Source organism: Arenimonas sp. SCN 70-307 (genome assembly GCF_001724815.1).
In the GTDB taxonomy this organism is placed as follows: Bacteria; Pseudomonadota; Gammaproteobacteria; order Xanthomonadales; family Xanthomonadaceae; genus Arenimonas.
This window is the reverse complement of the sequence record NZ_MEDO01000014.1, coordinates 508,314-530,755: the sequence shown is the minus strand read 5'-3', so window position 1 is coordinate 530,755 and position 22,442 is coordinate 508,314. Positions and strand designations below refer to the sequence as shown.

The 22,442-nt window shown below is 70.3% G+C and carries 18 protein-coding genes; 9 read left to right on the top strand and 9 right to left on the bottom strand.

Going from position 1 to position 22,442, the window contains the following annotated elements; genetic code table 11:
• The first annotated feature begins 141 nt into the window (after window positions 1-141).
• Window positions 142-657: an EF-hand domain-containing protein gene (locus ABS41_RS08790; RefSeq protein ID WP_290592997.1), complete on the top strand. Its 516-nt coding sequence runs from the start codon at window positions 142-144 to the stop codon at window positions 655-657.
• Between the two features lie 44 nt (window positions 658-701).
• Here ABS41_RS08790 and ABS41_RS08785 read toward each other — a convergent pair whose 3' ends face one another.
• Window positions 702-1,313 carry an OmpW family outer membrane protein gene (locus tag ABS41_RS08785; protein WP_290592995.1) on the bottom strand — a complete coding sequence of 204 codons (612 nt, stop codon included), beginning with the start codon at window positions 1,311-1,313 and terminating at the stop codon, window positions 702-704.
• Between the two features lie 370 nt (window positions 1,314-1,683).
• On the opposite strand from ABS41_RS08785, the gene aceF reads away from it, so the two are divergent.
• The 3 genes from aceF to lpdA are packed head-to-tail and all read left to right on the top strand — an operon-like array spanning window position 1,684 to window position 5,747.
• Window positions 1,684-3,012 carry a dihydrolipoyllysine-residue acetyltransferase gene (gene aceF / locus ABS41_RS08780; RefSeq protein ID WP_290592993.1) on the top strand — a complete coding sequence of 443 codons (1,329 nt, stop codon included), beginning with the start codon at window positions 1,684-1,686 and terminating at the stop codon, window positions 3,010-3,012.
• Window positions 3,012-3,923: a carbon-nitrogen hydrolase family protein gene (locus tag ABS41_RS08775; RefSeq protein ID WP_290592991.1), complete on the top strand. Its 912-nt coding sequence runs from the start codon at window positions 3,012-3,014 to the stop codon at window positions 3,921-3,923. Before aceF ends, ABS41_RS08775 begins: the two co-directional genes overlap by 1 nt.
• A 42-nt stretch (window positions 3,924-3,965) precedes the next feature.
• A complete protein-coding gene (lpdA, locus tag ABS41_RS08770) occupies window positions 3,966-5,747 on the top strand; it encodes a dihydrolipoyl dehydrogenase (RefSeq protein WP_290592989.1) in 1,782 nt (593 codons plus the stop codon).
• A gap of 44 nt (window positions 5,748-5,791) precedes the next feature.
• Here lpdA and ABS41_RS08765 read toward each other — a convergent pair whose 3' ends face one another.
• Genes ABS41_RS08765 through ABS41_RS08735 form a run of 7 tightly spaced genes read right to left on the bottom strand, consistent with a single transcriptional unit; the run spans window position 5,792 to window position 13,045 of the window.
• Window positions 5,792-7,177, bottom strand: a complete 1,386-nt coding sequence (locus tag ABS41_RS08765) for an SLC13 family permease (protein WP_290592987.1) — start codon at window positions 7,175-7,177, stop codon at window positions 5,792-5,794.
• Window positions 7,174-7,548, bottom strand: a complete 375-nt coding sequence (locus ABS41_RS08760) for a Na+/H+ antiporter subunit G (protein WP_290592985.1) — start codon at window positions 7,546-7,548, stop codon at window positions 7,174-7,176. Before ABS41_RS08760 ends, ABS41_RS08765 begins: the two co-directional genes overlap by 4 nt.
• A complete protein-coding gene (locus ABS41_RS08755; RefSeq protein ID WP_290593217.1) occupies window positions 7,545-7,787 on the bottom strand; it encodes a K+/H+ antiporter subunit F in 243 nt (80 codons plus the stop codon). The genes ABS41_RS08760 and ABS41_RS08755 overlap by 4 nt, the downstream gene beginning before the upstream one ends.
• Window positions 7,788-7,840: 53 nt before the next feature.
• On the bottom strand, window positions 7,841-8,344 hold the full coding sequence (locus ABS41_RS08750; RefSeq protein WP_290593215.1) for a Na+/H+ antiporter subunit E: 504 nt from the start codon (window positions 8,342-8,344) through the stop codon (window positions 7,841-7,843).
• Complete coding sequence (locus tag ABS41_RS08745; RefSeq protein ID WP_290592982.1) at window positions 8,329-9,867, bottom strand: monovalent cation/H+ antiporter subunit D; 1,539 nt, start codon at window positions 9,865-9,867, stop codon at window positions 8,329-8,331. Before ABS41_RS08745 ends, ABS41_RS08750 begins: the two co-directional genes overlap by 16 nt.
• Window positions 9,864-10,211, bottom strand: a complete 348-nt coding sequence (locus ABS41_RS08740) for a Na+/H+ antiporter subunit C (RefSeq protein WP_290592980.1) — start codon at window positions 10,209-10,211, stop codon at window positions 9,864-9,866. The genes ABS41_RS08745 and ABS41_RS08740 overlap by 4 nt, the downstream gene beginning before the upstream one ends.
• Window positions 10,211-13,045 carry a monovalent cation/H+ antiporter subunit A gene (locus tag ABS41_RS08735; protein ID WP_290592978.1) on the bottom strand — a complete coding sequence of 945 codons (2,835 nt, stop codon included), beginning with the start codon at window positions 13,043-13,045 and terminating at the stop codon, window positions 10,211-10,213. Before ABS41_RS08735 ends, ABS41_RS08740 begins: the two co-directional genes overlap by 1 nt.
• A gap of 193 nt (window positions 13,046-13,238) precedes the next feature.
• Here ABS41_RS08735 and ABS41_RS08730 point away from each other — a divergent pair, with 193 nt between their 5' ends.
• The 5 genes from ABS41_RS08730 (at window position 13,239) to ABS41_RS08710 (ending at window position 21,478) form a co-directional block, all read left to right on the top strand.
• A complete protein-coding gene (locus tag ABS41_RS08730) occupies window positions 13,239-14,051 on the top strand; it encodes a hypothetical protein (protein ID WP_290592976.1) in 813 nt (270 codons plus the stop codon).
• Between the two features lie 220 nt (window positions 14,052-14,271).
• Window positions 14,272-16,299 carry a DUF1302 domain-containing protein gene (locus tag ABS41_RS08725; protein WP_290592974.1) on the top strand — a complete coding sequence of 676 codons (2,028 nt, stop codon included), beginning with the start codon at window positions 14,272-14,274 and terminating at the stop codon, window positions 16,297-16,299.
• A gap of 16 nt (window positions 16,300-16,315) precedes the next feature.
• Entirely contained in the window at window positions 16,316-17,680 is a 1,365-nt protein-coding gene (locus tag ABS41_RS08720) for a DUF1329 domain-containing protein (RefSeq protein WP_290592972.1), read from the top strand.
• 89 nt (window positions 17,681-17,769) lie between these two features.
• Window positions 17,770-18,969, top strand: coding sequence for a hypothetical protein (locus ABS41_RS08715; RefSeq protein WP_290592970.1), 1,200 nt, complete (start codon window positions 17,770-17,772; stop codon window positions 18,967-18,969).
• A 10-nt stretch (window positions 18,970-18,979) separates the two neighbouring features.
• Window positions 18,980-21,478, top strand: a complete 2,499-nt coding sequence (locus tag ABS41_RS08710; protein WP_290592968.1) for an MMPL family transporter — start codon at window positions 18,980-18,982, stop codon at window positions 21,476-21,478.
• 52 nt (window positions 21,479-21,530) lie between these two features.
• On the opposite strand, the gene ABS41_RS08705 is transcribed toward ABS41_RS08710, so the two are convergent.
• Window positions 21,531-22,418, bottom strand: a complete 888-nt coding sequence (locus tag ABS41_RS08705) for a DMT family transporter (protein WP_290592966.1) — start codon at window positions 22,416-22,418, stop codon at window positions 21,531-21,533.
• Window positions 22,419-22,442 lie beyond the last annotated feature (24 nt).

Sequence of the window (22,442 nt, the reverse complement as noted above, 5' to 3'; positions counted from 1 at the left end):
TGCCGACAACGATGCCCCAGCCCGCCGGGCCGGGCAAGCTGAACGCCTCCGTCGCTGCATGCCGTCGCGGTCAACCCGGCCCGGCGCGACGCGTTCTTGTCTGCGTGGGCGGATTCGACCGCCATCAACCGGAGAACGCGAATGCGCAAGACCCTGATCTTCACCGCGCTGGCCCTGGCCAGCGGCCTGGCCTTCGCCCAGCAGGGCACTGCGGGCGACCGCGAGGCCGCCCGCGCCGAGTGGCGCGCCAAGGCCGAGGCCCGCTGGGCCGAAGCCGACAAGAACGGCAACGGCAGCCTCGACCGCGCCGAGGCGCAGGCGATGCCGCGCCTGGCCGAGCGCTTCGAGCGCATCGACGCCAACGCCGACGGCGAAATCACCCGCGAGGAAATGGCCGCGATGCGCGGCAAGATGCGCCATGGCCAGCGCGGCATGCGCATGGGCCGCATGCAGGGTTACATGGCCGGCCTGTTCGTCGGCATGGACGACGACCGCAACGGCGCCATCAGCCGCGCCGAACTCGGCGACAAGGCGCCGCGGATCGCCGAGAACTTCGCCGCCATCGACACCGATGGCAACGGTGAACTGAGCAAGGAAGAGTTCCGCGCCTTCCACAAGCAAAAGCGCGCCGAGAGGCGCGCCCAGGACAAGCCGTAAAGCCTGCACCGGGCGGGGCGCCAGCGCGCCCCGCCCGGATTGGATCAGAACGTCAGGCCGACGCTCAGGCCGTAGACGAGCGGGTCGACGGTGGCGGTGCCCACGTTGCCCAGGGTCTCGACGGTCACGTCGGTGTCGAAGTCGAGCTTGCGCACGTCGGCGCGCAGGAAGACGCGGTCGGTGAAGAAGATATCCACGCCGCCGCCGTAGCTCAGGCCGTTCGAGTTGGTGCCGTCGATGCCGAGGCCCGCCAGGGCGCCAAGGGTCTGCTCGCCCGAGACATTCACCCAGCCGTAGCCGGCGCCGATGAACGGACGGACCTTGCTGTCGGGGGCGAAGTGGTAGTTCACGCTCAGGGTGGTCGGGCGGTGCTTGACGCTGGCGATGGTGCCCAGGCCCGCGAGGCTGACTTCGTGCTCGAAGTTGGCCAGGCCGGTCCAGAGCTCGAGCGAGAAGTTGTCGTTGAAGGCATAGGCGACGCTGCCGGTGGCGCTCCAGTCATCGTTCACCGAAGCGCTGGCGCCGGCGAGGGTGCCGTTGTTCGACTTCGGGTTGACGTTGGTGTAGCCGAGGGTGGCGCTGAAGCCCTGGGCGCTGGCGCTGGAAGCGGCGAACGCGGCGGCGAGGGCGAGGCTGGTGAGCACGAGGCGCTTCATATCGAATTCTCCTGGTCGGGGGGCCGGCCACTCGCCGGTTGCCGTGCAGGGTGCTGCGGCCGACATCAAGCAGTGGTGAGGCCGGCGCAAAGGCCGGGTGAAAACGCCAGGGAACCAAGTGGGGCCCGGGCTGTCCCAAATGGCACAGGCGGCGCCGCAACGCTGGCGCCAGCCTTGGCATCGAAGGGACTGGCACCGTCCCGGAAGTTTCATGGCGCTTGGGCCCCCGCGGGGCCCCTCCCGGCCGCGACCAGCACGCGTGGCCGCCGGTGTTTGCGCTCCCCAGGCCCCCCGGCACCCCCCGGGGGGTTTTTTTTGGCCGCGAGGGGGGGACAATAGCCGGCCCAACGTCTCAAACCCCAGGTGGACCATGGCCGAGCTCAAGGAAGCGCGGGTGCCGGATATCGGCGACGACAAGGACGTACCCGTCATCGAGCTGCTGGTGCAGCCCGGCGACGCAGTGAAGAAGGACCAGGGCCTGGTCACCCTCGAATCCGACAAGGCGACGATGGAAGTGCCGGCGCCTTTCGACGGCATCGTGCGCGAGCTGAAGGTCAAGGTCGGCGACGAGCTGTCGGAGGGTTCGGTGGTGGCGTTGATCGAGCCGGCTGCCGGCGAGGCCGCCGCCGCGCCCGCGCCGAAGGCCGAGGCCGCGCCGGCCCCCGCCGTCGAGTCCAAACCTGCCCCCGCGCCCGCACCGAAGGCCGCCCCGGCGCCGGGCCCGGCCGCCCCGGCCATGAACGCCGGTAACCCCAGCACGCCGCCGGTGCGTTTCGAAGCCGACGCGCTGATGCCCGGCAAGGTGCCGCACGCCAGCCCCGCGGTGCGCGTATTCGCCCGCGAGCTGGGCGTGGACCTGGCCCAGGTGGCCGGCAGCGCCCGCGCCGGCCGCATCACCCGCGAGGACGTGCAGGCCTTCGTCAAGCAGGTGATGGCGGGTGGCGCCGCGCCGCGCGCCGGTGGCGGTGGCGGCCTGGACCTCATCCCCTGGCCGAAGGTGGACTTCTCGAAGTTCGGCGACACCGAGCGCCAGCCGCTCTCGCGCATCCAGAAGCTCAGCGGCGCCAACCTGGCGCGCAACTGGGCGATGATCCCGCACGTCACCCAGTTCGACGACGCCGACATCACCGAGATGGAGGCCTTCCGCAAGAAGCTGGGCGAGGAGAACAAGGACGTGAAGGTCACGCCCCTGGTCTTCCTCATCAAGGCGGCGGTGGCGGCGCTGAAGAAGTACCCGGCCTTCAACGCCTCGCTCGACGGCGACGAGCTGGTGCTCAAGAAGTACTTCAACATCGGCATCGCGGTGGACACGCCCGATGGCCTGGTGGTGCCGGTGATCCGCGACGCGGACCGCAAGGGCCTGCTGGAGCTGGCCCGCGAGCTCGGCGAGATCAGCGCCCGTGCCCGCGACAAGAAGCTCAGTTCGTCCGACATGCAGGGCGGCTGCTTCTCGATCAGCTCGCTGGGCGGCATCGGCGGCACCGCGTTCACGCCCATCATCAACGCGCCCGAGGTGGCCATCCTCGGCGTCTCGCGCAGCGCGATGAAGCCGGTGTGGAACGGCGGCGAATTCGCGCCGCGCCTGATGCTGCCGCTGAGCCTGAGCTACGACCACCGCGTGATCGACGGCGCCGCCGCCGCGCGCTTCACCAGCTACCTGGCCCAGGTGCTGGGCGACCTGCGCCGGCTGCTGCTCTGATGGCGCAGCCGCTGCCCGCCGTTCCCGGCCAGCCGCCGGCGCGCGTTCGCGTGGCGGCGGTGCAGTACGGCCAGCGCCGGGTCTCGGGTTTCGACGAGTTCGCGGCCCAGGTCGAGGAGTTCGTCCGCGTCGCCGCCGACTACGGCAGCGACTTCGTGCTCTTCCCCGAGCTCTTCACCCTGCAGCTGCTGAGCGCCGAGCCGCGCCTGCTGACGCCGGCCGAAGCGGTCGAACGCCTCAGCCGGCACACGCCGGCCTTCACCGCGCTGCTGCAGCGGCTTGCCAGCCAGTACCGCATCCACGTCATCGGCGGCACGCATCCCACGCGCACCGACGAGGGCACGCTGCGCAACCCGTGTTTCATCGCCACCCGCGACGGCGCGCTGCACCGGCGCGACAAGCTGCACATCACGCCCAGCGAGCAGGGCAGCTGGGCGGTGGGCGGCGGCGACGCGGCCGACGTGCTGGTCACCGATGCCGGCCCGGTGGGCATCATGGTCTGCTACGACAGCGAGTTCCCCGAGCTCGGCCGCCACCTCACCGAACAGGGCGCGCTGGTGCTGTTCGTGCCGTACTGCACCGACGTGCGCGCCGGCCACCTGCGCGTGCGCTACAGCTGCCAGGCGCGCGCGGTCGAGAACCAGGTGTACGTGGTCGCGGCCGGCAACGTCGGGCACTGCCCGAACGTGGCCAACTTCGACATCCAGTACGCGCAGTCGGCCGTCTACACGCCCTGCGATTTCCCGTTCCCGCCCGAAGGCATCGCCGCCGAGGCCAGCGCCCAGGCCGAGCAGATCGTGTTCGCCGACCTCGACCTGGCCGCGCTGCTCGAGGCGCGCCGCAACGGCACCGTCAAGAACCTCGCCGACCGCCGGCCGGAGCTCTACGCCCGCTGGCGCCAGGCCACCTGAAACCCCGCCCGGCGCCCGCGCCGGCACCTGCAGGAGAAAACCATGGCCCAGATCGAACTTCGTGTTCCCGACCTCGGCGACGACAAGGACGTGCCGGTGATCGAGCTGCTCGTGCAGCCCGGCGACGTGGTGAAGAAGGACCAGGGGCTGGTGACGCTCGAGTCCGACAAGGCGACGATGGAAGTGCCGGCCAGCGCCGCGGGCAAGATCGTCGCGCTCAAGGTGAAGGTGGGCGACACGGTGTCGGCGGGCGACGTGATCGCGATCGCCGAGGCTGCCGCCGCTGCCGACGCCACTACCCCTGTAGGAGCGCCTTCAGGCGCGAATCCTTTGCCTTCGCCCCCGCCTTCGCCTCCGCCTGCGGCAAACAAGGACTTCGCGCCTGAAGGCGCTCCTACGTCCGGAAGGAAGGCCGATGTCGAATGCGGCCTGCTCGTGCTCGGCGCCGGCCCCGGCGGCTACACCGCCGCCTTCCGCGCGGCCGACCTCGGCCTGGACGTGCTGCTGGTCGAGCGCTACGAGGCGCTGGGCGGCGTCTGCCTCAACGTCGGCTGCATCCCGTCCAAGGCGCTGCTGCACGCGGCCGCGGTCATCGAGGAGGCGAAACACGCGCACGACTTCGGCGTGGACTTCGGCCAGCCGAAGATCGACCTCGACAAGCTGCGCGCGCACAAGGACAAGGTCGTCGCCCAGATGAACAAGGGCCTGGCCGGCATGGCCAGGCAGCGCAAGGTGCGCACGCTCACCGGTACGGGCAGCTTCGTCTCGTCCAACGAAATCGAGGTGCGCACGCAGGAAGGCGTGAAGCTCGTGCGCTTCGAGAAGTGCATCATCGCGGCCGGCTCGCAGCCGGTGAAGCTGCCCGGCTTCCCCTGGGACGATGCGCGCGTGATGGATTCCACCGACGCGCTGATGCTGGCCGAAGTGCCGAAGAAGCTGCTGGTGGTCGGCGGCGGCATCATCGGCCTGGAAATGGCCTGCGTGTATTCCGCGCTGGGCAGCCAGGTCACCGTGGTCGAGTTCATGGACCAGCTGATGCCGGGCGCCGACAAGGACCTGGTCAAGCCGCTGGCCGACCTGCTCAAGAAGCGCGGCGTCGCGGTGCACCTCAAGTGCAAGGTGGCCAAGGTCGAGGCGAAGAAGGACGCGCTGCACGCCAGTTTCGAGGGCGACGCGGTGCCGTCGGAGACGAAGTACGACCGCGTGCTGGTCTCGGTCGGCCGCGCGCCCAACGGCGGCAAGCTCGGCGCCGACAAGGCCGGCGTGGCCGTCACCGACCGCGGTTTCATCCCGGTGGACCGGCAGATGCGCACCAACGTGCCGCACATCTTCGCCATCGGCGACCTCATTGGCCAGCCGATGCTGGCGCACAAGGCCACGCACGAGGGCAAGCTGGCGGCGGAAGTGGCCGCCGGCCACAAGAAGGAGTGGGTGGCGCGGGTGATCCCGTCGGTGGCCTACACCGACCCGGAGATCGCCTGGGTCGGCGTCACCGAGACCGAGGCCAAGGCCAAGGGCCTGGCGGTGGGCCTGGCCAAGTTCCCGTGGGCGGCGTCCGGCCGCGCGGTCGGCATCGGCCGCACCGAGGGCTTCACCAAGCTCATCTTCGACGAGCACACCGAGCGCGTCATCGGCGCCGGCATCGTCGGCCCGCACGCCGGCGACCTGATCGCCGAAGTCGCCCTGGCCATCGAGATGGGCTGCGAAGCCGCCGACATCGGCCACACCATCCACCCGCACCCGACCTTGAGCGAGTCGGTGGCGATGGCCGCCGAGATCCAGGACGGCTCCATCACCGACCTCTACCTTCCCCGCAAGAAATGAACCGCGTGAACCAGGTTGGATAACACCAACCTGGTTTGTCTTGTTCAGCCGAAGGCGACGTAGCAGACGGCGCAGAGCACCACGACGCCGATGACGTCGAGCACTGCGCCTTCGCGCAGCATGGTGCGGGCGTCCACCGCGCCGCTGCCGTAGGCGATGGCATTGGGCGCGGTGGCCACCGGCAGCATGAAGCCGACGCTGGCGGCCAGCACGGCCGGGAACATGAACAGCGCCGGGTCCACGCCCACCGCCATGCCGGTGGCGGCGAGGATGGGCATCAGCAGCACGGCCGTGGCGGTGTTGCTGGCGATTTCCGACAGCAGCACCACCCCGCCCACGATGCCCAGCAGCAGCACCGGCAGCGGCAGCGCGCTCAGGCCCGACAGCGAGGCCGCGACCGAATCGCTCAGGCCCGAGCTCTGGAAGGCCGAGGCCAGCGCGATGCCGCCGCCGAACAGCACCAGCGCGCCCCAGGGCACGCGCTCTGCGGTTTCCCAGTCGAGCAGGCGCGAGCCCTTGCCGTCCGGGATCACGCACAGCGCCACCACCGCCAGCAGGGCCACGCTGGCGTCGTTGGCGCCTTCCAGGCCCAGCCAGGCGCTCCAGCCGCCGAAAGGCTCGCTGCGGAAGATCCACGCGGCGGCGGTAAGCGCGAACACCCACAGCACCCGCCGCTCGCCCGGCGTCCAGGCGCCGCTCTCGGGCAGCGCGGCCGCCGGCGCGCCGGCGAGGTTGCGGCCCAGCCACCAGCCCATCAGCGGCAGGAGCAGCAGCACGACCGGCACGCCCACCATCATCCAGTCGAGGAAGCCGTAGCGCGTGCCCGTGGCCTCGGCATACACCTGCATGAATACGAGGTTGGGCGGCGAGCCGATCGGTGTGCCCAGGCCGCCTACGCTGGCGCCGTAGGCGATGGCCAGCACCAGGGGCGCGGCCAGCCGCGGATCCGGGTAATGCTGCAGGATGGCCATCGCCACCGGCAGCATCAGCAGGGTGGTGGCGGTGTTGGAGATCCACATGCTGATCATGCCCACCGCGGCCAGGAAGCCGAACAGCAGCGCGCGGCCGCTGTGGCCGCCGAAGGCGCGCACCATCGCCAGCGCCAGCCGCCGGTGCGCGCCGCTGCGCTCGAGCGCGCGAGAGAGCATGAAGCCACCGCCCAGCAGCAGGATCAGCTCGTGGCCGTAGCTCTGCGCCACCTGCCTGGCGTCGAGCACGCCGAGCATCGGGAAGGCGGCCAGCGGCAGCAACGCCGTCACTGGCGCGCGCACGGGTTCAAGCACCCACCACAGCGCGCACCAGCCGGTCAGGCCCAGGGTGGCGGCCAGCGCGTGCGACTGGCCCTGGGCGTCGGCGATGAAGTAAAGCGCGAGCGCGAGCAGCGGACCGGCCGGCAGCGCCAGGGGCGCGAGGCGGCCGGCCACGCTCACGCGCGCTCGTTCGGCGCGTGGTCGGGGCGCTCGGGCACGTGGGTGTCCTCGCTGCCGCCCGGCAGTTGCGGCATCTCGTCCATGCGCAGCGACAGCGCCGCCTTGGCCATCAGGTGCGCGCTGATCGGCGCGGTGATGAACAGGAAGGCGGTGATCAGCAGCTCGCGCGGCTGCGGGTCGCTGCCGATGTAGGCGTGGTAGCCCACCGACGCCACCAGCAGGCAGCCCACGCCGAGCGTGCTGGCCTTGGTGGGGCCGTGCAGGCGCTTGAAGAACTCCGACAGCTTCACCAGGCCGTAGGCGCCCACCAGTACGAAGGCGCTGCCGGCGGCCAGCAGGAACACGAGGAGGATCTCGACGAAGGCGCTCATTCGACGATGTCCCTGCGGATGACGTACTTGCTCAGCACCACCGTCGAGCCAAAGCCCAGCATGGCGATGATCAGCGCCGCCTCGAAGTAGATCGAGGACTTGATGTACATGCCCAGCAGCATCAGCTCGGCGATGGCCGTGACGCTGAGCGTGTCGAGCGCGAGGATGCGGTCGGGGACGGTCGGGCCGCGCAGCAGGCGGTAGAGCGAGAGCAGCATCGCGATGCTCACCACGAACATCGAGGCGACGATCGCGGGCTCGAGCAGGCCCAGGGTCGGGGCGGTGCCAGGCGTCATGGGAAGATCTCCATCAGCGGTCGTTCGTAGCGTTCCTTGATGCCGGCCACCAGGGCATCGCGGTCATCGAGGTTGAACACGTGGATGAGCAGGTACTTGCGGTCGCCCGAGAGCTCCGCGGTCACCGTGCCCGGGGTGAGCGTGATGATGCTGGTGAGCGCGGCGATGCCGTGGATGTTGTCCAGCTCCAGCGGGTACCAGACGAAGCCCGGGTGGATGCGCTTCTCGCTGCCGAGCACCTGCCGGGCCACCACCAGGTTCGAGACCAGGATGTCCCAAAGCAGGTGCACCACCAGCATCGGCACGCCGCGCAGCTTGCCGATGCGGGCGAACTCGCGGTCCAGGCGCGTGGCGAACAGCGGGATCACCAGCCCGAGGAACAGGCCGAAGGCGATGTGCGCCGGATTGAAGGCATCGTTCATCACCAGCCAGAAGGCCACGATGGTGAGCGTGAGCGGGAGGGAGGGGAACCAGCGGCGCAGCATCACGGGTTCCTCCAGGCCGGGGCGGTGTCGCGCACCTGGCGCACGTAGTCCTGCGGCGACATCAACTGCGCCGCGGTGGCGCGGGTGTACTCGACCACCGGCGCCGCGCCCAGCGACAGCGCCACGCCCAGCGCCAGCAGCAGCACCGTGGCGGCGGTCTCGACCGGCCGCGTGGTGCTGGGGCGCAGGCCGGCCATCTCGGGCCCGGCCGGCGGCACGCGCCAGAACAGGTTGCTGCCCGCGCGCACCAGGCCGACGATGACCATCAGGCTGCTGGCCAGGATGGCCGTCCAGACCCAGGCCACGTCGGCCTCGGGTACCGCCTGCAGCAGCGCCAGCTTGCCCACGAAGCCCGACAGCGGCGGCAGGCCGGCCACCGACACGGCGGCCACCAGGAACATCACGCCGGCCACCTTGCGCACCGCCGGCGAGGCCACCGGATGCGTGAGGTCGCGCATCTCGTCGCCGCGGCCGCGGCGCACCAGGTCGGCGATCATGAACAGCGCCGCCACCACGAAGGTGCTGTGCAGCAGGTAATAGAGCCCCGCGCCCAGCGCCGCCTCGGCGCGCAGCGAGAAGGCGATGAACAGGGTCGCCGCCGACACCAGCACCAGGTAGGCCGAAAGCACGCGCAGGCGCGCCGCCGCCAGCACGCCCAGCGCACCGAGCGCCAGCGTGCCCACCGCGCCCCAGGCCAGCCAGTCCTGGCCGTAGCCGGCGAGCGGGCCGGCCGGCTCGCCCAGCAGCAGCTGGCTGATGCGCAGCGCGGAGTAGATGCCCACCTTGGTCATGATCACGAACAGCGCCGCCACCGCCGCCGGCGCGCGCGCATAAGCATCGGGCAGCCACAGGTAGAGCGGCAGCAGCGCCGCCTTGGCGCAGAACACCACCAGCAGCAGGCCCAGCGTGGCCTTGGCGATGGCCAGGTCGCTGGCGGGCAGGGCGGCCACCCGGGCCGAGAGCTCGGCCATGTTCAGGGTGCCGAAGATGCCGTAGGTCATGCCCAGGCCGACCAGGAACAGGGTGGAGGCGGCGATGTTGAAGGCCACGTAATGCAGGCCCGCGCGCATGCGCACGCCGCGGCCGCCGCTGAGCAGCAGGCCGTAGGAGGCGATCAGCATCACTTCGAAGAACACGAACAGGTTGAACACGTCGCCGGTGAGGAAGGCGCCGTTGAGGCCCACCAGCTGGAACTGGAACAGGGCGTGGAAGTGCGGCGCCCGGCGGTCCCAGCCCGAGCAGGCATGCAGCAGGCAGGCGGCGGCCAGCACGCTGGTGGTGAGCACCATCAGCGCCGAGAGGCGGTCGACCATCAGCACGATGCCCAGGTGGTTGGGCCAGTCGCCGAGCAGGTAGGCGGTGACCTCGCCGCCGCGGGCCAGGCCCAGCAGGGCGATGGCGGCCACGAGCGTGGCCAGCATGGATGACCAGGCCACCAGCCGCTGCGCCGTGGCGCCGAAGCGGCGGTGCTCGGCGAACAGGCACAGGGCGCCGCCCAGCAGCGGCAGCAGGATCGGAAGGACCGGCAGCTGGCTCATCGCTGAGCCTCCTCGCGGCCATCAACGTGGTCGCAGTGGTTGTCGGCCCGGCTGCGCATGGCCAGCACGATCGTCACGGCCGTCATCGCGAAGGCGATGACGATGGCGGTGAGCACCAGCGCCTGGGGCAGCGGATCCGTGTAGCTGGCCGAGGTGGCCGCGATGCCGTCGCGCAGCACCGGCGGCTTGCCGGCCACCAGGCGGCCGCTGGAGAAGATCAGGAGGTTGGTGGCATACGACAGCAGGGTGAGCCCGAGGATCACGTCGAAGCTGCGCGCGCGCAGCATCATGTAAACGCCGGCGAAGACCAGCAGGGCGATCGCGCTCGACATCGCCAGTTCCATCAGTCCACCTCCGCGGTCAGGGGGGATCGGCGCGCGGGATCGAGCACGCCGGTGCGGGCCTCGAGCCGGCGCGAGGGCTTGAGGGTTCCCATCATCGAAAGGATCAGCATCGTGCCGCCGAACACCACCAGGTAGACGCCCAGGTCGAAGGCGGCGGCGCTCGAGAGCGGGATCTTGCCCAGCAGCGGCAGGTCCAGGTAGGTGTAGCCGCTGGTGAGGAAGGGCAGGCCCAGCGCCATCGCCACCAGGCCGGTGATGGCGGCGATGGCCAGGCCGACGGCCACCAGTCGGATGTAGTCGAAGCCGAAGCGCGACTCCACCGAGGCGGCGCCCTGGATCACGTACTGGATCAGCAGCGGCACCGCCAGGGTCAGGCCGGCGATGAAGCCGCCGCCCGGTTGGTTGTGGCCGCGCAGGAACAGGAAGATCGACACCGTGAGCGTGAGCGGGAACATGATCTGCGCGAGATCAGCCGGCACCGGCAGCTTGGCCGGCGGCCCGGGCATCACCGCCTCGGGCGCCATGCGCGCGCGCCGCAGCATGGCGTGCACCACCAGCGCGGCGATGCCGAACACGGTGATCTCGCCGAAGGTGTCGAAGCCGCGGAAGTCCACCAGGATCACGTTCACCACGTTCGTGCCCCAGGCCTCGGGCAGCGAGCGCGCCAGCAGCTCGTCGGCGATGCCGACCGGCGGGCGCGTCATCATCGCGTAGGCCAGTGCACCGGTGCCCAGGCCGGCCACCGCGGCGATGGCGCCGTCGCGCAGGCGGCGCGGCCAGCTGCGCTCGGGCGAGGAGCTGGCGGGCAGGTAGTGCATGCCCAGCAGCAGCAGCGAGAGCGTGACCATCTCCACCAGCAGTTGCGTCAGGGCCAGGTCGGGCGCCGACAGCGCCACGAAGGTCAGGCTCACCGCCAGGCCCACGCCGCCGATGACGATCACGGCCAGCAGGCGCTGGCGGTAGTGCACCAGCGTCATCAGCGTCGAGCCGACGAGCAGCACCCAGATCACCCACTCCAGGCGGCCCATGGCCTGCCCGAAGGCGAGGTCGGGCACCGCCAGGCCGCCGCCGGGCCAGGAAACGACGTAGGGCGCGGCGCCCGCCACCACCGCCGCCACGACCAGCCACGTCAGGCTGCGCTGCAGGCTGCCGTTGGCGATCGCCTTGGTGGCGCGCTGGGCGGCGCGGAAGAGCGTGTCGATGTTCAGGCGGAAAAGGCGGTGGCCGGTGGCGCGCACCACCACGGCGTGCAGGTCGAACAGCCGGCGCAGGCCGAAGTAGAGCGCGATGCCGGCCAGCACGCCGGCCGCGCTCATCGCCAGCGGCAGGTTGAAGCCGTGCCAGATCGAGAGGCTGTAATAGGGCAGGTCCGGGCCGAGAACGCCGCGCGCGGCGATCTCGAGCGCGGCGCCCACGGTCGGGCCGGGCGCGATGCCCACCACCAGGCAGGCGACCACCAGCAGCGCCACCGGCGCGCGCATGAAGCGAACCGGCTCGTGCACCTCGGCCTCGACCGCGCGCGGGCCCTTGCCGAAGAAGGTGTCGTGCACGAAGCGCAGGCTGTAGGCCATGCCGAACGCGCCGAACAGCAGCGCCGCCGCCGGCACGCCGAAGCGCAGCAGCTCGTGGCCCTCGATGGCCAGCGCCTCGGCGAAGAACATTTCCTTCGAGAGGAAGCCGTTGAGCAGCGGGATGCCGGCCATGGCCAGGCTGGCCAGGATGGCCAGCGCGCCGGTCACCGGCAGGAACTTCAGCAGGCCGCCCAGGCGGCGCATGTCGCGCGTGCCGGCCTCGTGGTCGATGATGCCGGCCGCCATGAACAGCGACGCCTTGAAGGTGGCGTGGTTGATGATGTGGAACAGCGCCGCCACCACCGCCATGTCGGTGCTCAGGCCCAGCAGCAGGGTGATCAGGCCCAGGTGCGAGATGGTGGAGTAGGCGAGCAGGCCCTTGAGGTCGTGCTGGAAGATGGCGTACCAGCTGCCCACCAGCAGCGTGACCGCGCCGACGGTGCTGACCAGGTACATGAACAGGTCGCTGCCGGCCAGCGCCGGGTGCAGGCGCGCCAGCAGGAACACGCCGGCCTTCACCATCGTCGCCGAGTGCAGGTAGGCCGACACCGGCGTGGGCGCCGCCATCGCCTGCGGCAGCCAGAAGTGGAAGGGGAACTGGGCGCTCTTGGTGAACACCGCCGCCAGCACCAGCACCAGCACCCACGGGTACAGCGGGTGCGCCAGCAGCATTTCGCCCGAGGCCAGCACCACGTCCAGCTCGTAGCTGCCGACGATGTTGCCGATCATCACCACGCCCGCCAGCAGCGCCAGGCCGCCGGCGCCGGTGATCACCAGCGCCATGCGCGCGCCGTCGCGGGCGTCGCGGCGGTGGTGCCAGAAGCCGATCAGCAGGAAGGAGCTGATGCTCGTCATTTCCCAGAACACGGCCAGCAGCAGCAGGTTGCCGGCCAGCACCATGCCCAGCATCGCGCCCATGAACAGCAGCAGCAGCGCCAGGAAGCGCGGCATGCTGTCGTCTTCGCTGAGGTAGTAGCGGGCGTAGAGGACGATCAGCCCGCCGATGCCGAGCACCAGGCCGGCGAACATCCACGCCAGGCCGTCGAGGCGCAGGCTGAAGGCCAGGCCCAGCCCGGGGATCCACTCGCGCAGGCTGCGCGCGGCGCCTTCCTCGACCACCGTGCTGGTGAGCAGCGCCAGCAGCACCAGGCCAGCGACGGGCGCCAGCCCGGCCAGCCACGCCGCGGTGCGGCGACGGGCGCGCGGCAGCGCACCGACCAGCAGCGCCAGGACGAACGGGGTGGCGAGAAGTAGTTCGAGCATCGCGTTCCTTAGCTTTTCCGCGTCCTGCGGCCTGGGGCCGGGCGCCGGTGGGGGAGTCGTCGCACGACGAGTTCGCCCCCGAGTCTAACCCACGCGATTGTTCGCGCGCCGTGCACGCGGCCCGCGCAGGTAAGCTGCGCCGATGGAGCGCGCATGTAAACAAGAATGCTGGCTCGTTTTCGGGCTCACCGGCATGGTCGGGGAGGCCCTGCTCGCGCAGTGGCGGCCCGGCGACGCGGCCTTGCTCGGCGTGTCGCGCAGGCCTCCTGCGTCCGCGGGCCCGGTGCACTGGCGCGCCGGCGCACTGCCCGGGCCGCTGGAACTTCCGGCCTGCGGTGCGATCGCCAGCCTCGGCCCGCTCGACGCCTTCGCCGCGTGGTTCGAAGGCTCGGCGCAGGCACCCGCGCGCGTGGTCGCGCTGGGCTCGACCTCGGTGCATGGCAAGGCCGGTTCGCCCGATCCGGCCGAGCGCGCACTGGTCGAACGCCTGCGCGGGGCCGAGCAGCGGCTCGCGGCGGTCTGCGCCGCCCGCGGCAGCGCGCTCACCCTGCTGCGGCCGACCCTGGTATGGGGCCGCGGGCGCGACCGCAACCTCACCCGCCTGGTGGCGCTGGCCCGGCGCTGGCGCCTGCTGCCGCTGCCGCGCACGGCCCGCGGCCTGCGCCAGCCCATCCATGCCGACGAAGTGGCCGCGGCGGTGCTGGCCGCGCTGCGCGCGCCCCGGCCGGTGCCCGGGGTCTTCGACCTGCCGGGCGGCGAGACCTTGCCCTACGACGAGATGGCGGCCCGCTGCCTGCGCGCCGGCGCGCCCGGGGCGCGGCTGCTCCGGTTGCCCGGGCCGGTGTTCCGGGCCGGCCTGGCCCTGCTGGGCCGCCGCGGTCCCGGCGCCGGCGTGCTGGCGCGGCTGGACCAGGACCTGGCCTACGACCCGGCGCCCGTGCAGGCCGCGCTGGACTGGCGGCCCGGCCCGTTCAGGCCGGCGCCCGGCGATTTCCACGCCGCATGATGCGCTGCAGCAAAGCCGTGACCAGGATCACCATACGCAGCAGCATTGCCATTTCCTAACGAACAATTAATATGCCTAGAGGAAATGCTCTAGAGTCCGGGGGGAATCCAGCAGTCCATGAAGAACATTTTCGCCGCGGCGGCATCGCCGCAATCTTTGCCCGCCAATCTTGGTGGGGCCCCGAATCCAACGCCGACGATCTGAACCCGAGGAAGCACCCATGAAGAAACAGAATGCAAACCGCGGGCGGATCGCTCGTGCCCGCCTGGCCTCCGCCGTCGCCTTCGGCCTGCTGATGGCCCCGGCCGCGCACGCCGTTGAATTCAGCAAGGGCGAACTGACCGGCAGCTGGGACACCACCGTCTCCTACGGCTACTCCTGGCGCGTCGACGACCAGGACGAAGACCTGATCGGCAAGTCCTGGTTCGACCCGCTGCTGTGCGCGCAGAACGTGCCGCTGGGCGCGATCCCGGTCGGTCCGGGCCGCTGCACCAGCACCGGCGGCGTGCCGGGTTCGCCGGCGCAGATCGCCGCGCCGGGCCGCTTCTCGGCCAACCGCGACGACGGCAACCTCAAGTACGACAAGGGCGACGCGATCTCCAGCGCGCTCAAGATCACCTCCGAGGTGAGCCTGAACTGGCGTGACTGGGGTGCGTTCGCGCGCGCCACCTACTTCTACGACTTCGAGAACGCCGGTCGCGACGACCTGACCCAGGAAGCCAAGGACCGCATCGGCGAGCGCTTCCGCATGCTCGACGCGTTCGTCTACAAGAACTTCGAGCTCGGCGACGAAGGCCAGCTGGGCGGCTCCGTGCGCCTGGGCCGCCAGGTCGTCAGCTGGGGCGAGGGCACCTTCATCCAGAACGGCATCAACGTCATCAACCCGGTCGACCTGTCGGCGCTGCGCGTCGCCGGCGCCGAGCTGAAGGAAGCGTTCCTGCCGATCGACATGGTCTGGGGCTCGATCAACCTTTCCGACAACGTCGCCCTCGAGGCGCTGTACATGTTCGAGTTCGAGGAAATCGAAGTCGACGCCGCCGGCACCTACTTCAGCGCCAACGACTTCGCCACCCCGGGCGGCACCTACTTGATGCTGGGCTTCGGCACCACGCCGCAGCCGGTGTACAACCCGGAGAACTTCTTCTCCACCTGCTACAACGGCCCGGCCGGTTTCGCCACCTCCGACCGCTTCGGCGACCTCGCGGCCATCTACGGCCCGGCCACCGCCGCGCAGATCATCGCCATCGGCTGCGGCAACGCGGTCGGCCGCCTGCCCAACCGCAACGCCCGCGACAGCGGCCAGTACGGCCTGGCGCTGCGCTGGTACGCCGAGGCGCTGAACGAAACCGAGTTCGGCTTCTACTTCCTCAACTACCACAGCCGCGTGCCGCTGCTGTCGGGCCGCGCGGTCGACAACCCGGTCGTCGGCGCCGCCTCGGGCCGCTTCTTCGCCGAGTACCCGGAAGACATCCAGATGTTCGGCGTGAGCTGGAACACCACGCTGCCGGGCGGCATCGCCTGGCAAGGCGAGGTGAGCCACCGCCCGAACATGCCGCTGCAGGTGGACGACGTCGAACTGCTGTTCGCCGCGCTCACCCCGCTCAACCCGTTCATCCCGGCCCCGTCGCTGCGGTTCAACAGCCAGCTCGGCACCTTCGCGCTGGGCCAGGAAGTCCGCGGTTGGCGCGAGCACGAGGTCAGCCAGATCCAGATGACCTTCACCAAGGCCTTCGCCCAGGTGCTGGGCGCCGACCAGCTGGCCGTCGTGGCCGAGGTCGGCGGCACCGAGGTCTGGGACCTGCCGTCCCAGTCCGAGCTGCGCTACGAGGGCGAGGGCACCGACACCGGCGGTGGCTGCGACGTCTCCGACTCGCTGGCCGCGGGCTTCCCGGGCGCCGGCGCCCTGCTGTTCGGCTGCATGCGCAACCCGCAGACGCTCACCGGCGGCTTCCCGACCGCCTTCTCGTGGGGCTACCGCCTCGCCGCCCGCGCCGACTACAGCAGCGCGTTCGGCACCCCGTTCACGGTTTCGCCGCGCGTCGCGTTCAACCATGACGTCAGCGGCATCACCCCGGGCCCGGGCGGCAACTTCCTCGAGGACCGCAAGTCGCTGACCCTCGGCGTCGAGGCCAACTACCTGCAGAAGTGGGTGTTCGACCTGAGCTACACGGCGTTCAGCGGCGCCGAGCGCTACAACCAGATCCACGACCGCGACTTCGCGGCGTTCACCGTCAAGTACTCGTTCTAAGGCCAGGAGGCAGTAGATGAAGAACTACAGGAAACACGCACTGGCCCTCGCAGCGGGCGCCGCGGTGTTCGCCGTCGGCACCGCCAACGCGGCCGTCAGCGCCCAGGAAGCGGCCAAGCTCGGCCGCGAGCTCACCCCGGTGGGCGCCGAGAAGGCCGGCAACGCCGCCGGCACCATCCCGGCCTGGGAGGGTGGCATCACCACCCCGCCGGCCGGCTTCCGCGTCGGTACCTTCCACATCGACCCGTACGCCAACGACAAGCCGCTGTACTCGGTCACCCGAGCCAACGTGCAGCAGTACGCCAACGTGCTGACCCCGGGCCAGAAGGCGATGTTCGCCAAGTACCCGACCTTCCGCATGGACGTGTACCCGACCCGCCGCAGCGCCTCGTTCCCGCAGCGCACCTACGAGTTCACCAAGCGCAACGCCACCCAGTGCCAGCTGGTGGCCAATGGCGAGGGCGTGCAGAACTGCGCCGAGGGCATCCCGTTCCCGATCCCGCAGAACGGCTACGAGGTGATCTGGAACCACAAGCTCAAGTACAAGGGCCTGTCGGTGATCAGCTACTCGAACCAGGCGGCGCCCAGCGCCAACGGTTCGTTCACCCTCACCCGCGTGCGCGAGGAGCTGCTGGGCCTGTACTACAAGCCGGGCAACACCTCGGAGAACATCAACAACATCCTGCTGTACTTCAAGCAGGAAGTGCTCGGTCCGGCCCGCCTGGCCGGCCAGGTGCTGCTGGTGCACGAAACCCTGAACGCGGCCGCCGCGCCGCGCCAGGCGTGGGTGTACAACCCGGGCCAGCGCCGCGTGCGCCGCGCCCCGAACGTCGCCTACGACAACCCGGGCACCGCCTCGGACGGCCTGCGCACCAATGACATGACCGACATGTTCAACGGCGCCATGGACCGCTTCGAGTGGACCCTGGTGGGCAAGAAGGAGATGCTGGTCCCGTACAACGCCTACAAGGCGCACAGCGACAAGACCAAGGTCGCCGACCTGATCCGCCCGGGCCACCTCAACCCCGACCACATGCGCTACGAGCTGCACCGCGTGTGGGTGGTCGAGGCCAAGCTCAAGGCCGGCCAGCGCCACATCAACAGCCGCCGCACCTTCTACGTGGACGAAGACAGCTGGCAGATCATGCTGATCGACCACTACGACGGCCAGGGCAACCTGTGGCGTTATTCGGATGCGCCGTCGGTGAACTACTACGAGGTGCCGACCTTCTGGTCCACCCTCGAGACCCACCACGACCTCAAGTCGGGCCGCTACATCACCATGCTGCTCGACAACGAGGACAAGCCGCGCGACTTCGGCTACCAGAGCACCCCGGCGAACTACTCGCCGCAGAACCTGCGCACCGCGGGCGTGCGCTGATCCACGCGTGAAGGAAGTACCAGCCGCGCCCGAAAGGGCGCGGCTGCGTTAAGGGCCCCGCGCGTGCCGGGGCAGGGCAGGAGAGAGAGATGCCGAGCAAGCTGATCAACCGCACGCGCCTGGCCGGCGCCCTGGCGCTGGTGCTGGCGTTGCCGCTGGCGGCGCAGTCGCCGGACGAGGCGACGACCGACGAGGCCGCGCAAACCGAAGAATTCGAAGCGGCGGACGCCGCCGAGCCCCTCGAGGGCGAAGGCGCGGCCACCGAACCCGGCGCGGGCTCCCCCGCCGCCGACCCCGCCACCCTCGACGCCGAGATGATGCCGCGCGCCTCGCGCTCGCTGCTGCTCGACGTGGTGGCCACCAGCGCCGGTTACTTCACCGTCGGCGAGCGTGGCCACGTGCTGGTGTCCGACGACGGCAACGACTGGCGCCAGGCGCCGGTGCCGACCCGCTCCACCCTCACCACCATCGCCAGCGCCAACGGCGTGCTCTGGGCCGGCGGCCACGACGGCGTGATCGTGCATTCCACCGACGGCGGCCAGACCTGGACGCGCCGCCGCGTGCAGACCTGGACCCCCGACTACGCCGACCCGCTCGACGGCGTGCCGGTGATGGACATCCTGTTCACCGACGGCATGAACGGCTACGCCGTCGGCGCCTACGCGATGATGCTGGTGTCCACCGATGGCGGCGTGACCTGGGAACCGCGCCAGATCCTCGACCATGACGACGCCCCGGCGGCCGACGAGCCCGCGGCCGCGGAAGGCGGCGACGAGTGGACCTTCGACGCGGCCGACCTCGAGCTCGAGGCCGAGGCCGACCCGCACTTCTACGCCATGGGCCAGGCCGGCGACGGCACCCTGGTGATCGTCGGCGAGCGCGGCACCTTCCTGCGTTCCTCCGACGGCGGCGAGACCTGGGTGCGCAAGCGCCTGCCCTACGAGGGCTCGATGTTCGGCGTGCTGTCCTGGGACGAGGGCCACCTGCTGGCCTACGGCCTGCGCGGCAACGTGCTCGAGTCGCGCGACATGGGCAACAGCTGGACGGCCGTGGAAACCGGCATCACCACCTCGCTGATGGGCGGCCACGCGCTGCCCGGCGGCGGCGCCATCCTGGTGGGCGCCAACGGCGTGGTCCTGCAGCGCCCGGACGGCGATTCGCCGTTCACCGAGACCCGGTACGAGATGGCCAGCGGCGAAACGCCGAACCTGACCGGGGTCATGCCGGCCGGCGATGCCGGCTTCATCGTGGTTGGCGACAAGGGCGCCGGCCTGTTCCGCCCGCAGTAAGGGAGTTTCCATGAGCCTGCCCAACGCCCAGCCCGGCCCGTTCGCCCGCTTCGCCGAGAACATCGTCTTCTCGAACCGGCCGGTGATCCTGGTGCTGTTCGCGATCGTCACCGTGGCGATGCTGTATTTCGCCAGCCAGCTCAAGGTGGACGCCGGCTTCAAGAAGCAGGTGCCGCTGCAGCACGAGTACATGCAGACCTTCCAGGATTACGAGGCGGAGTTCGGCGGTGCCAACCGCGTGCTCGTCGCCGTGATCGCGAAGGACGGCGACATGTTCGACCAGCAGTTCATGGCGACGCTGGAGAACATCACCAACGAGGTGATCAACCTCGACGCCACCGACGACGCCCGCGCCCGCTCGCTGTTCACCCCGAACGTGCGCTTCATCGAGGTGGTCGAGGACGGCCTGTCGGGCGGCAACGTCATCCCGCAGGAGTTCACCCCGAACGTCGAGGGCTTCCAGGCCGCCGAGGGCGACTACGAGCAGATCCGCAGCAACATCATCAAGGCCAACATCGTCGGCCGGCTGGTGGCCAAGGACTTCTCGGGCGCGATGATCTGGGCCGACCTGATCCCCGAGTCCGACGTCAACAAGGTCGACTACCAGCAGGTGGCCAACCAGTTCGAGGCCATCCGCCAGAAGTACGAGGACGAGAACCACAGCGTCCACATCATCGGCTTCGCCAAGATGGTGGGCGACATCAGCGACGGCGCGCGCTCGGTGATCAAGTTCTTCGCGCTGACCATCGGCTTCACCTGGCTGCTGCTGTTCCTGTACTCGACCTCGGTCAAGCTGGCCACGCTCACCGTCGCCGCGGCGATGGTCTCGGTGGTGTGGATGCTCGGCGCCCTGCAGCTGATGGGCTTCGGCATCGACCCGATGAACATGCTCACGCCCTTCCTGATCTTCGCGATCGCGGTCAGCCACGGCGAACAGATGATCAACCGCTTCCGCGGCGAGATCTTCTTCGGCGGGCTCGAGGAGGGCACGGTCGAGGAGCTGCGCGCGCGCTCCAAGGACGCGGTCGAGCCGCTCGAGGCCGCCCGCCTGTCGTTCCGCATGCTGCTCATCCCGGGCACGGTGGCGCTGCTGGCCGGCTGCATCGGCTTCGGCGCGATCATGATCATCCCGATTGACATGGTGCGCGAGCTCGCCATCACCGCCACCATCGGCGTGGCGCTGACCATCCTCACCGACCTGGTGCTGCTGCCGGTGCTGCTGAGCTACACGCGCCTGCGCAACATCGACCGCAAGCGCGAGTTCCGCCTGCGCCAGCTGACCCGCTTCGACCGCATCTGGGCCGCGCTGTCGCGCCTGAGCCGCCCGAAGATCGCCTACACCGTGGTCGCCATCGGCCTGGTGTCCTGGTTCTTCGCCTGGCAGCACGGCAACAAGGTGATGATCGGCGACGCCCAGCAGGGCGTGGCCGAGCTGCACGCCGACGCGCGCTACAACCAGGACGCGGTGCTGATCTCCGAGCGCTTCGCCCTGGGCGTGGACATCCTCAACGTCATCGCCGAGGCCGGCCCCTCGGCCTGCACCACGTCCTACGCGGCGATGGAGCTGATCGACCGGTTCGCCTGGCACATGGAGAACGTCGAGGGCGTCGAGCAGGTGATCACGCTGCCGGCGGCGTCGAAGATCGTCAACGCCGGCTGGAACGACGGCCTGGCGGCCTGGCGCGTGCTGCCGCGCGACCCGGACACGCTGCGCCAGGCGACGCAGAGCTTCGAGACCGACTCGGGCCTGCTCAACGTCGACTGCAGCGCGATCCCGATCACCATCTTCACCTCCGACCACCGCGCCACCACCATCGACCGCGTGGTCGCGGCGGTGAAGCAGTTCCGCGAGGAGAACAACGCCTACGCCGAGGGCAACCTGCGCGTGCGCCTGGCCGAGCAGGCCGCCGAGGACCCGAACTTCACCACCGACCAGGTGAACCTGCGCCTTGCCACCGGCAACGTGGGCGTCATGGCCGCCACCAACGACACGGTGCGCGCCTCCGAGCACACCATCCTGTACCTGCTGTACGCGGCGGTGTTCGTGATGTGCCTGATCAGCTTCCGCAGCCCGCTCTCGGCGCTGTGCATCCTGCTGCCGCTGGTGCTGGTGACCGAACTGGGCCACTCGCTGATGGTCGAGCTCGACATCGGCATGAAGGTCAACACGCTGTGCGTGGTGGCCCTGGGCGTGGGCATCGGCGTGGACTACGGCATCTACATCTTCGCGCGCATGCGCGAGGCGATGCAGACGCCGGGCCGCACGCTGTCGGAGAGCTACTTCATCGCGCTCAAGACCACCGGCATCGCGATCTTCTACACCGCGCTGACGCTGGCGGTGGGCGTGGCGATGTGGATCTTCTCGGACCTGAAGTTCCAGGCCGACATGGGCATCATGCTCACCTTCATGTTCGTGGTGAACATGGTGGCCGCCATCATCTTCCTGCCCGCGCTGTGCCGCCTGCTGCTGCGCCCGGGCGAAAAGGACGAGTGGACCGCGCGCCTCTGACCGGCTTCGCAGGGCAAGAACAGGAAGGCGGGCTCCGGCCCGCCTTTCTTTTTCAGAGTTCCTCGGGCAGTGGGGCGGGGCGGGACTTGGCCTGGGTCCGCAGGGCGATAAGCAGGATGCCGGCCAGGGTCATGGCGCCGCCGATCCAGAGCCTGGGGCCGGGGCGGTCGCCCCAGAAGGCCACGCCCAGCCCCATCGCGAACACCGGCGTGAGCAGCAGCCAGGGCATCACCTTCGCCACGGCGTGGCGCTGCACCAGCGAGTAGTACAGGCCGTGGCCGATCACCGAGGCCACGATGGCCGCGTAGCCGATGCCGGCCCAGGCCGTGCCCGAGATGCCGCCCAGCGTCGCCAGCGCGCCGGGCTCGAGCCACAGGCTCAGCGCCAGCAGCGGGCCCAGGCCCACCGCCGCCGTCCAGGCCTGCATGCCGTAGCGGGTGACGCCGCCCAGGCCGCGCATCAGCACCGTGCTCACCGCCAGGAAGAAGGCCGAGGCCAGCATCAGGCCCAGCGAGGCCGGGTGGTCGAGCACCAGCGGGTCGAAGCCCAGCACCAGCACGCCGGCGAAGCTCAGCGCGATGGCCGTGCCCGTGCGCCAGGCGAAGCGCTCGCCCAGCAGCGCCCAGGCCAGCAGCACCGACATCGGCACGTAGCTCTGCATCACGATGGCGGGCGAGCTCAGGTCGCCGGCCAGCTTGAGCGCCCAGAAGCTCAGCCCGAAGTGCAGCACGCCCGTGCAGGTGCAGATCGCCAGCAGCCGCGGCCACTGACCGGGCGAAGGGCGGCGCAGGAAGGGCGCCAGCAGCACCAGCAGCAGGGCCAGGCGCAGGGCGGTGAACAGCAGCGGGGGCAGCTCGCGCAGGGCCAGGGCCGAGCCCAGGAAGTTGCCGGCCCAGGCCAGGCAGATCAGCAGGGCGATGAGGATGTCGCGCAGGGGCATCGGGCGGGCCGGGCGTCAGGGCAG

What these genes read in the sequence shown, in the direction of transcription:
- ABS41_RS08790 (WP_290592997.1), top strand. Translation starts at nt 142, where the DNA reads ATGCGCAAGACCCTGATCTTCACCGCGCTGGCCCTGGCCAGCGGCCTG.
- ABS41_RS08785 (WP_290592995.1), bottom strand. Translation starts at nt 1,313, where the DNA reads ATGAAGCGCCTCGTGCTCACCAGCCTCGCCCTCGCCGCCGCGTTCGCC.
- aceF (WP_290592993.1), top strand. Translation starts at nt 1,684, where the DNA reads ATGGCCGAGCTCAAGGAAGCGCGGGTGCCGGATATCGGCGACGACAAG.
- ABS41_RS08775 (WP_290592991.1), top strand. Translation starts at nt 3,012, where the DNA reads ATGGCGCAGCCGCTGCCCGCCGTTCCCGGCCAGCCGCCGGCGCGCGTT.
- lpdA (WP_290592989.1), top strand. Translation starts at nt 3,966, where the DNA reads ATGGCCCAGATCGAACTTCGTGTTCCCGACCTCGGCGACGACAAGGAC.
- ABS41_RS08760 (WP_290592985.1), bottom strand. Translation starts at nt 7,548, where the DNA reads ATGAGCGCCTTCGTCGAGATCCTCCTCGTGTTCCTGCTGGCCGCCGGC.
- ABS41_RS08755 (WP_290593217.1), bottom strand. Translation starts at nt 7,787, where the DNA reads ATGTTCGTGGTGAGCATCGCGATGCTGCTCTCGCTCTACCGCCTGCTG.
- ABS41_RS08745 (WP_290592982.1), bottom strand. Translation starts at nt 9,867, where the DNA reads ATGAGCCAGCTGCCGGTCCTTCCGATCCTGCTGCCGCTGCTGGGCGGC.
- ABS41_RS08740 (WP_290592980.1), bottom strand. Translation starts at nt 10,211, where the DNA reads ATGGAACTGGCGATGTCGAGCGCGATCGCCCTGCTGGTCTTCGCCGGC.
- ABS41_RS08735 (WP_290592978.1), bottom strand. Translation starts at nt 13,045, where the DNA reads ATGCTCGAACTACTTCTCGCCACCCCGTTCGTCCTGGCGCTGCTGGTC.
- ABS41_RS08730 (WP_290592976.1), top strand. Translation starts at nt 13,239, where the DNA reads ATGGTCGGGGAGGCCCTGCTCGCGCAGTGGCGGCCCGGCGACGCGGCC.
- ABS41_RS08725 (WP_290592974.1), top strand. Translation starts at nt 14,272, where the DNA reads ATGAAGAAACAGAATGCAAACCGCGGGCGGATCGCTCGTGCCCGCCTG.
- ABS41_RS08720 (WP_290592972.1), top strand. Translation starts at nt 16,316, where the DNA reads ATGAAGAACTACAGGAAACACGCACTGGCCCTCGCAGCGGGCGCCGCG.
- ABS41_RS08715 (WP_290592970.1), top strand. Translation starts at nt 17,770, where the DNA reads ATGCCGAGCAAGCTGATCAACCGCACGCGCCTGGCCGGCGCCCTGGCG.
- ABS41_RS08710 (WP_290592968.1), top strand. Translation starts at nt 18,980, where the DNA reads ATGAGCCTGCCCAACGCCCAGCCCGGCCCGTTCGCCCGCTTCGCCGAG.
- ABS41_RS08705 (WP_290592966.1), bottom strand. Translation starts at nt 22,418, where the DNA reads ATGCCCCTGCGCGACATCCTCATCGCCCTGCTGATCTGCCTGGCCTGG.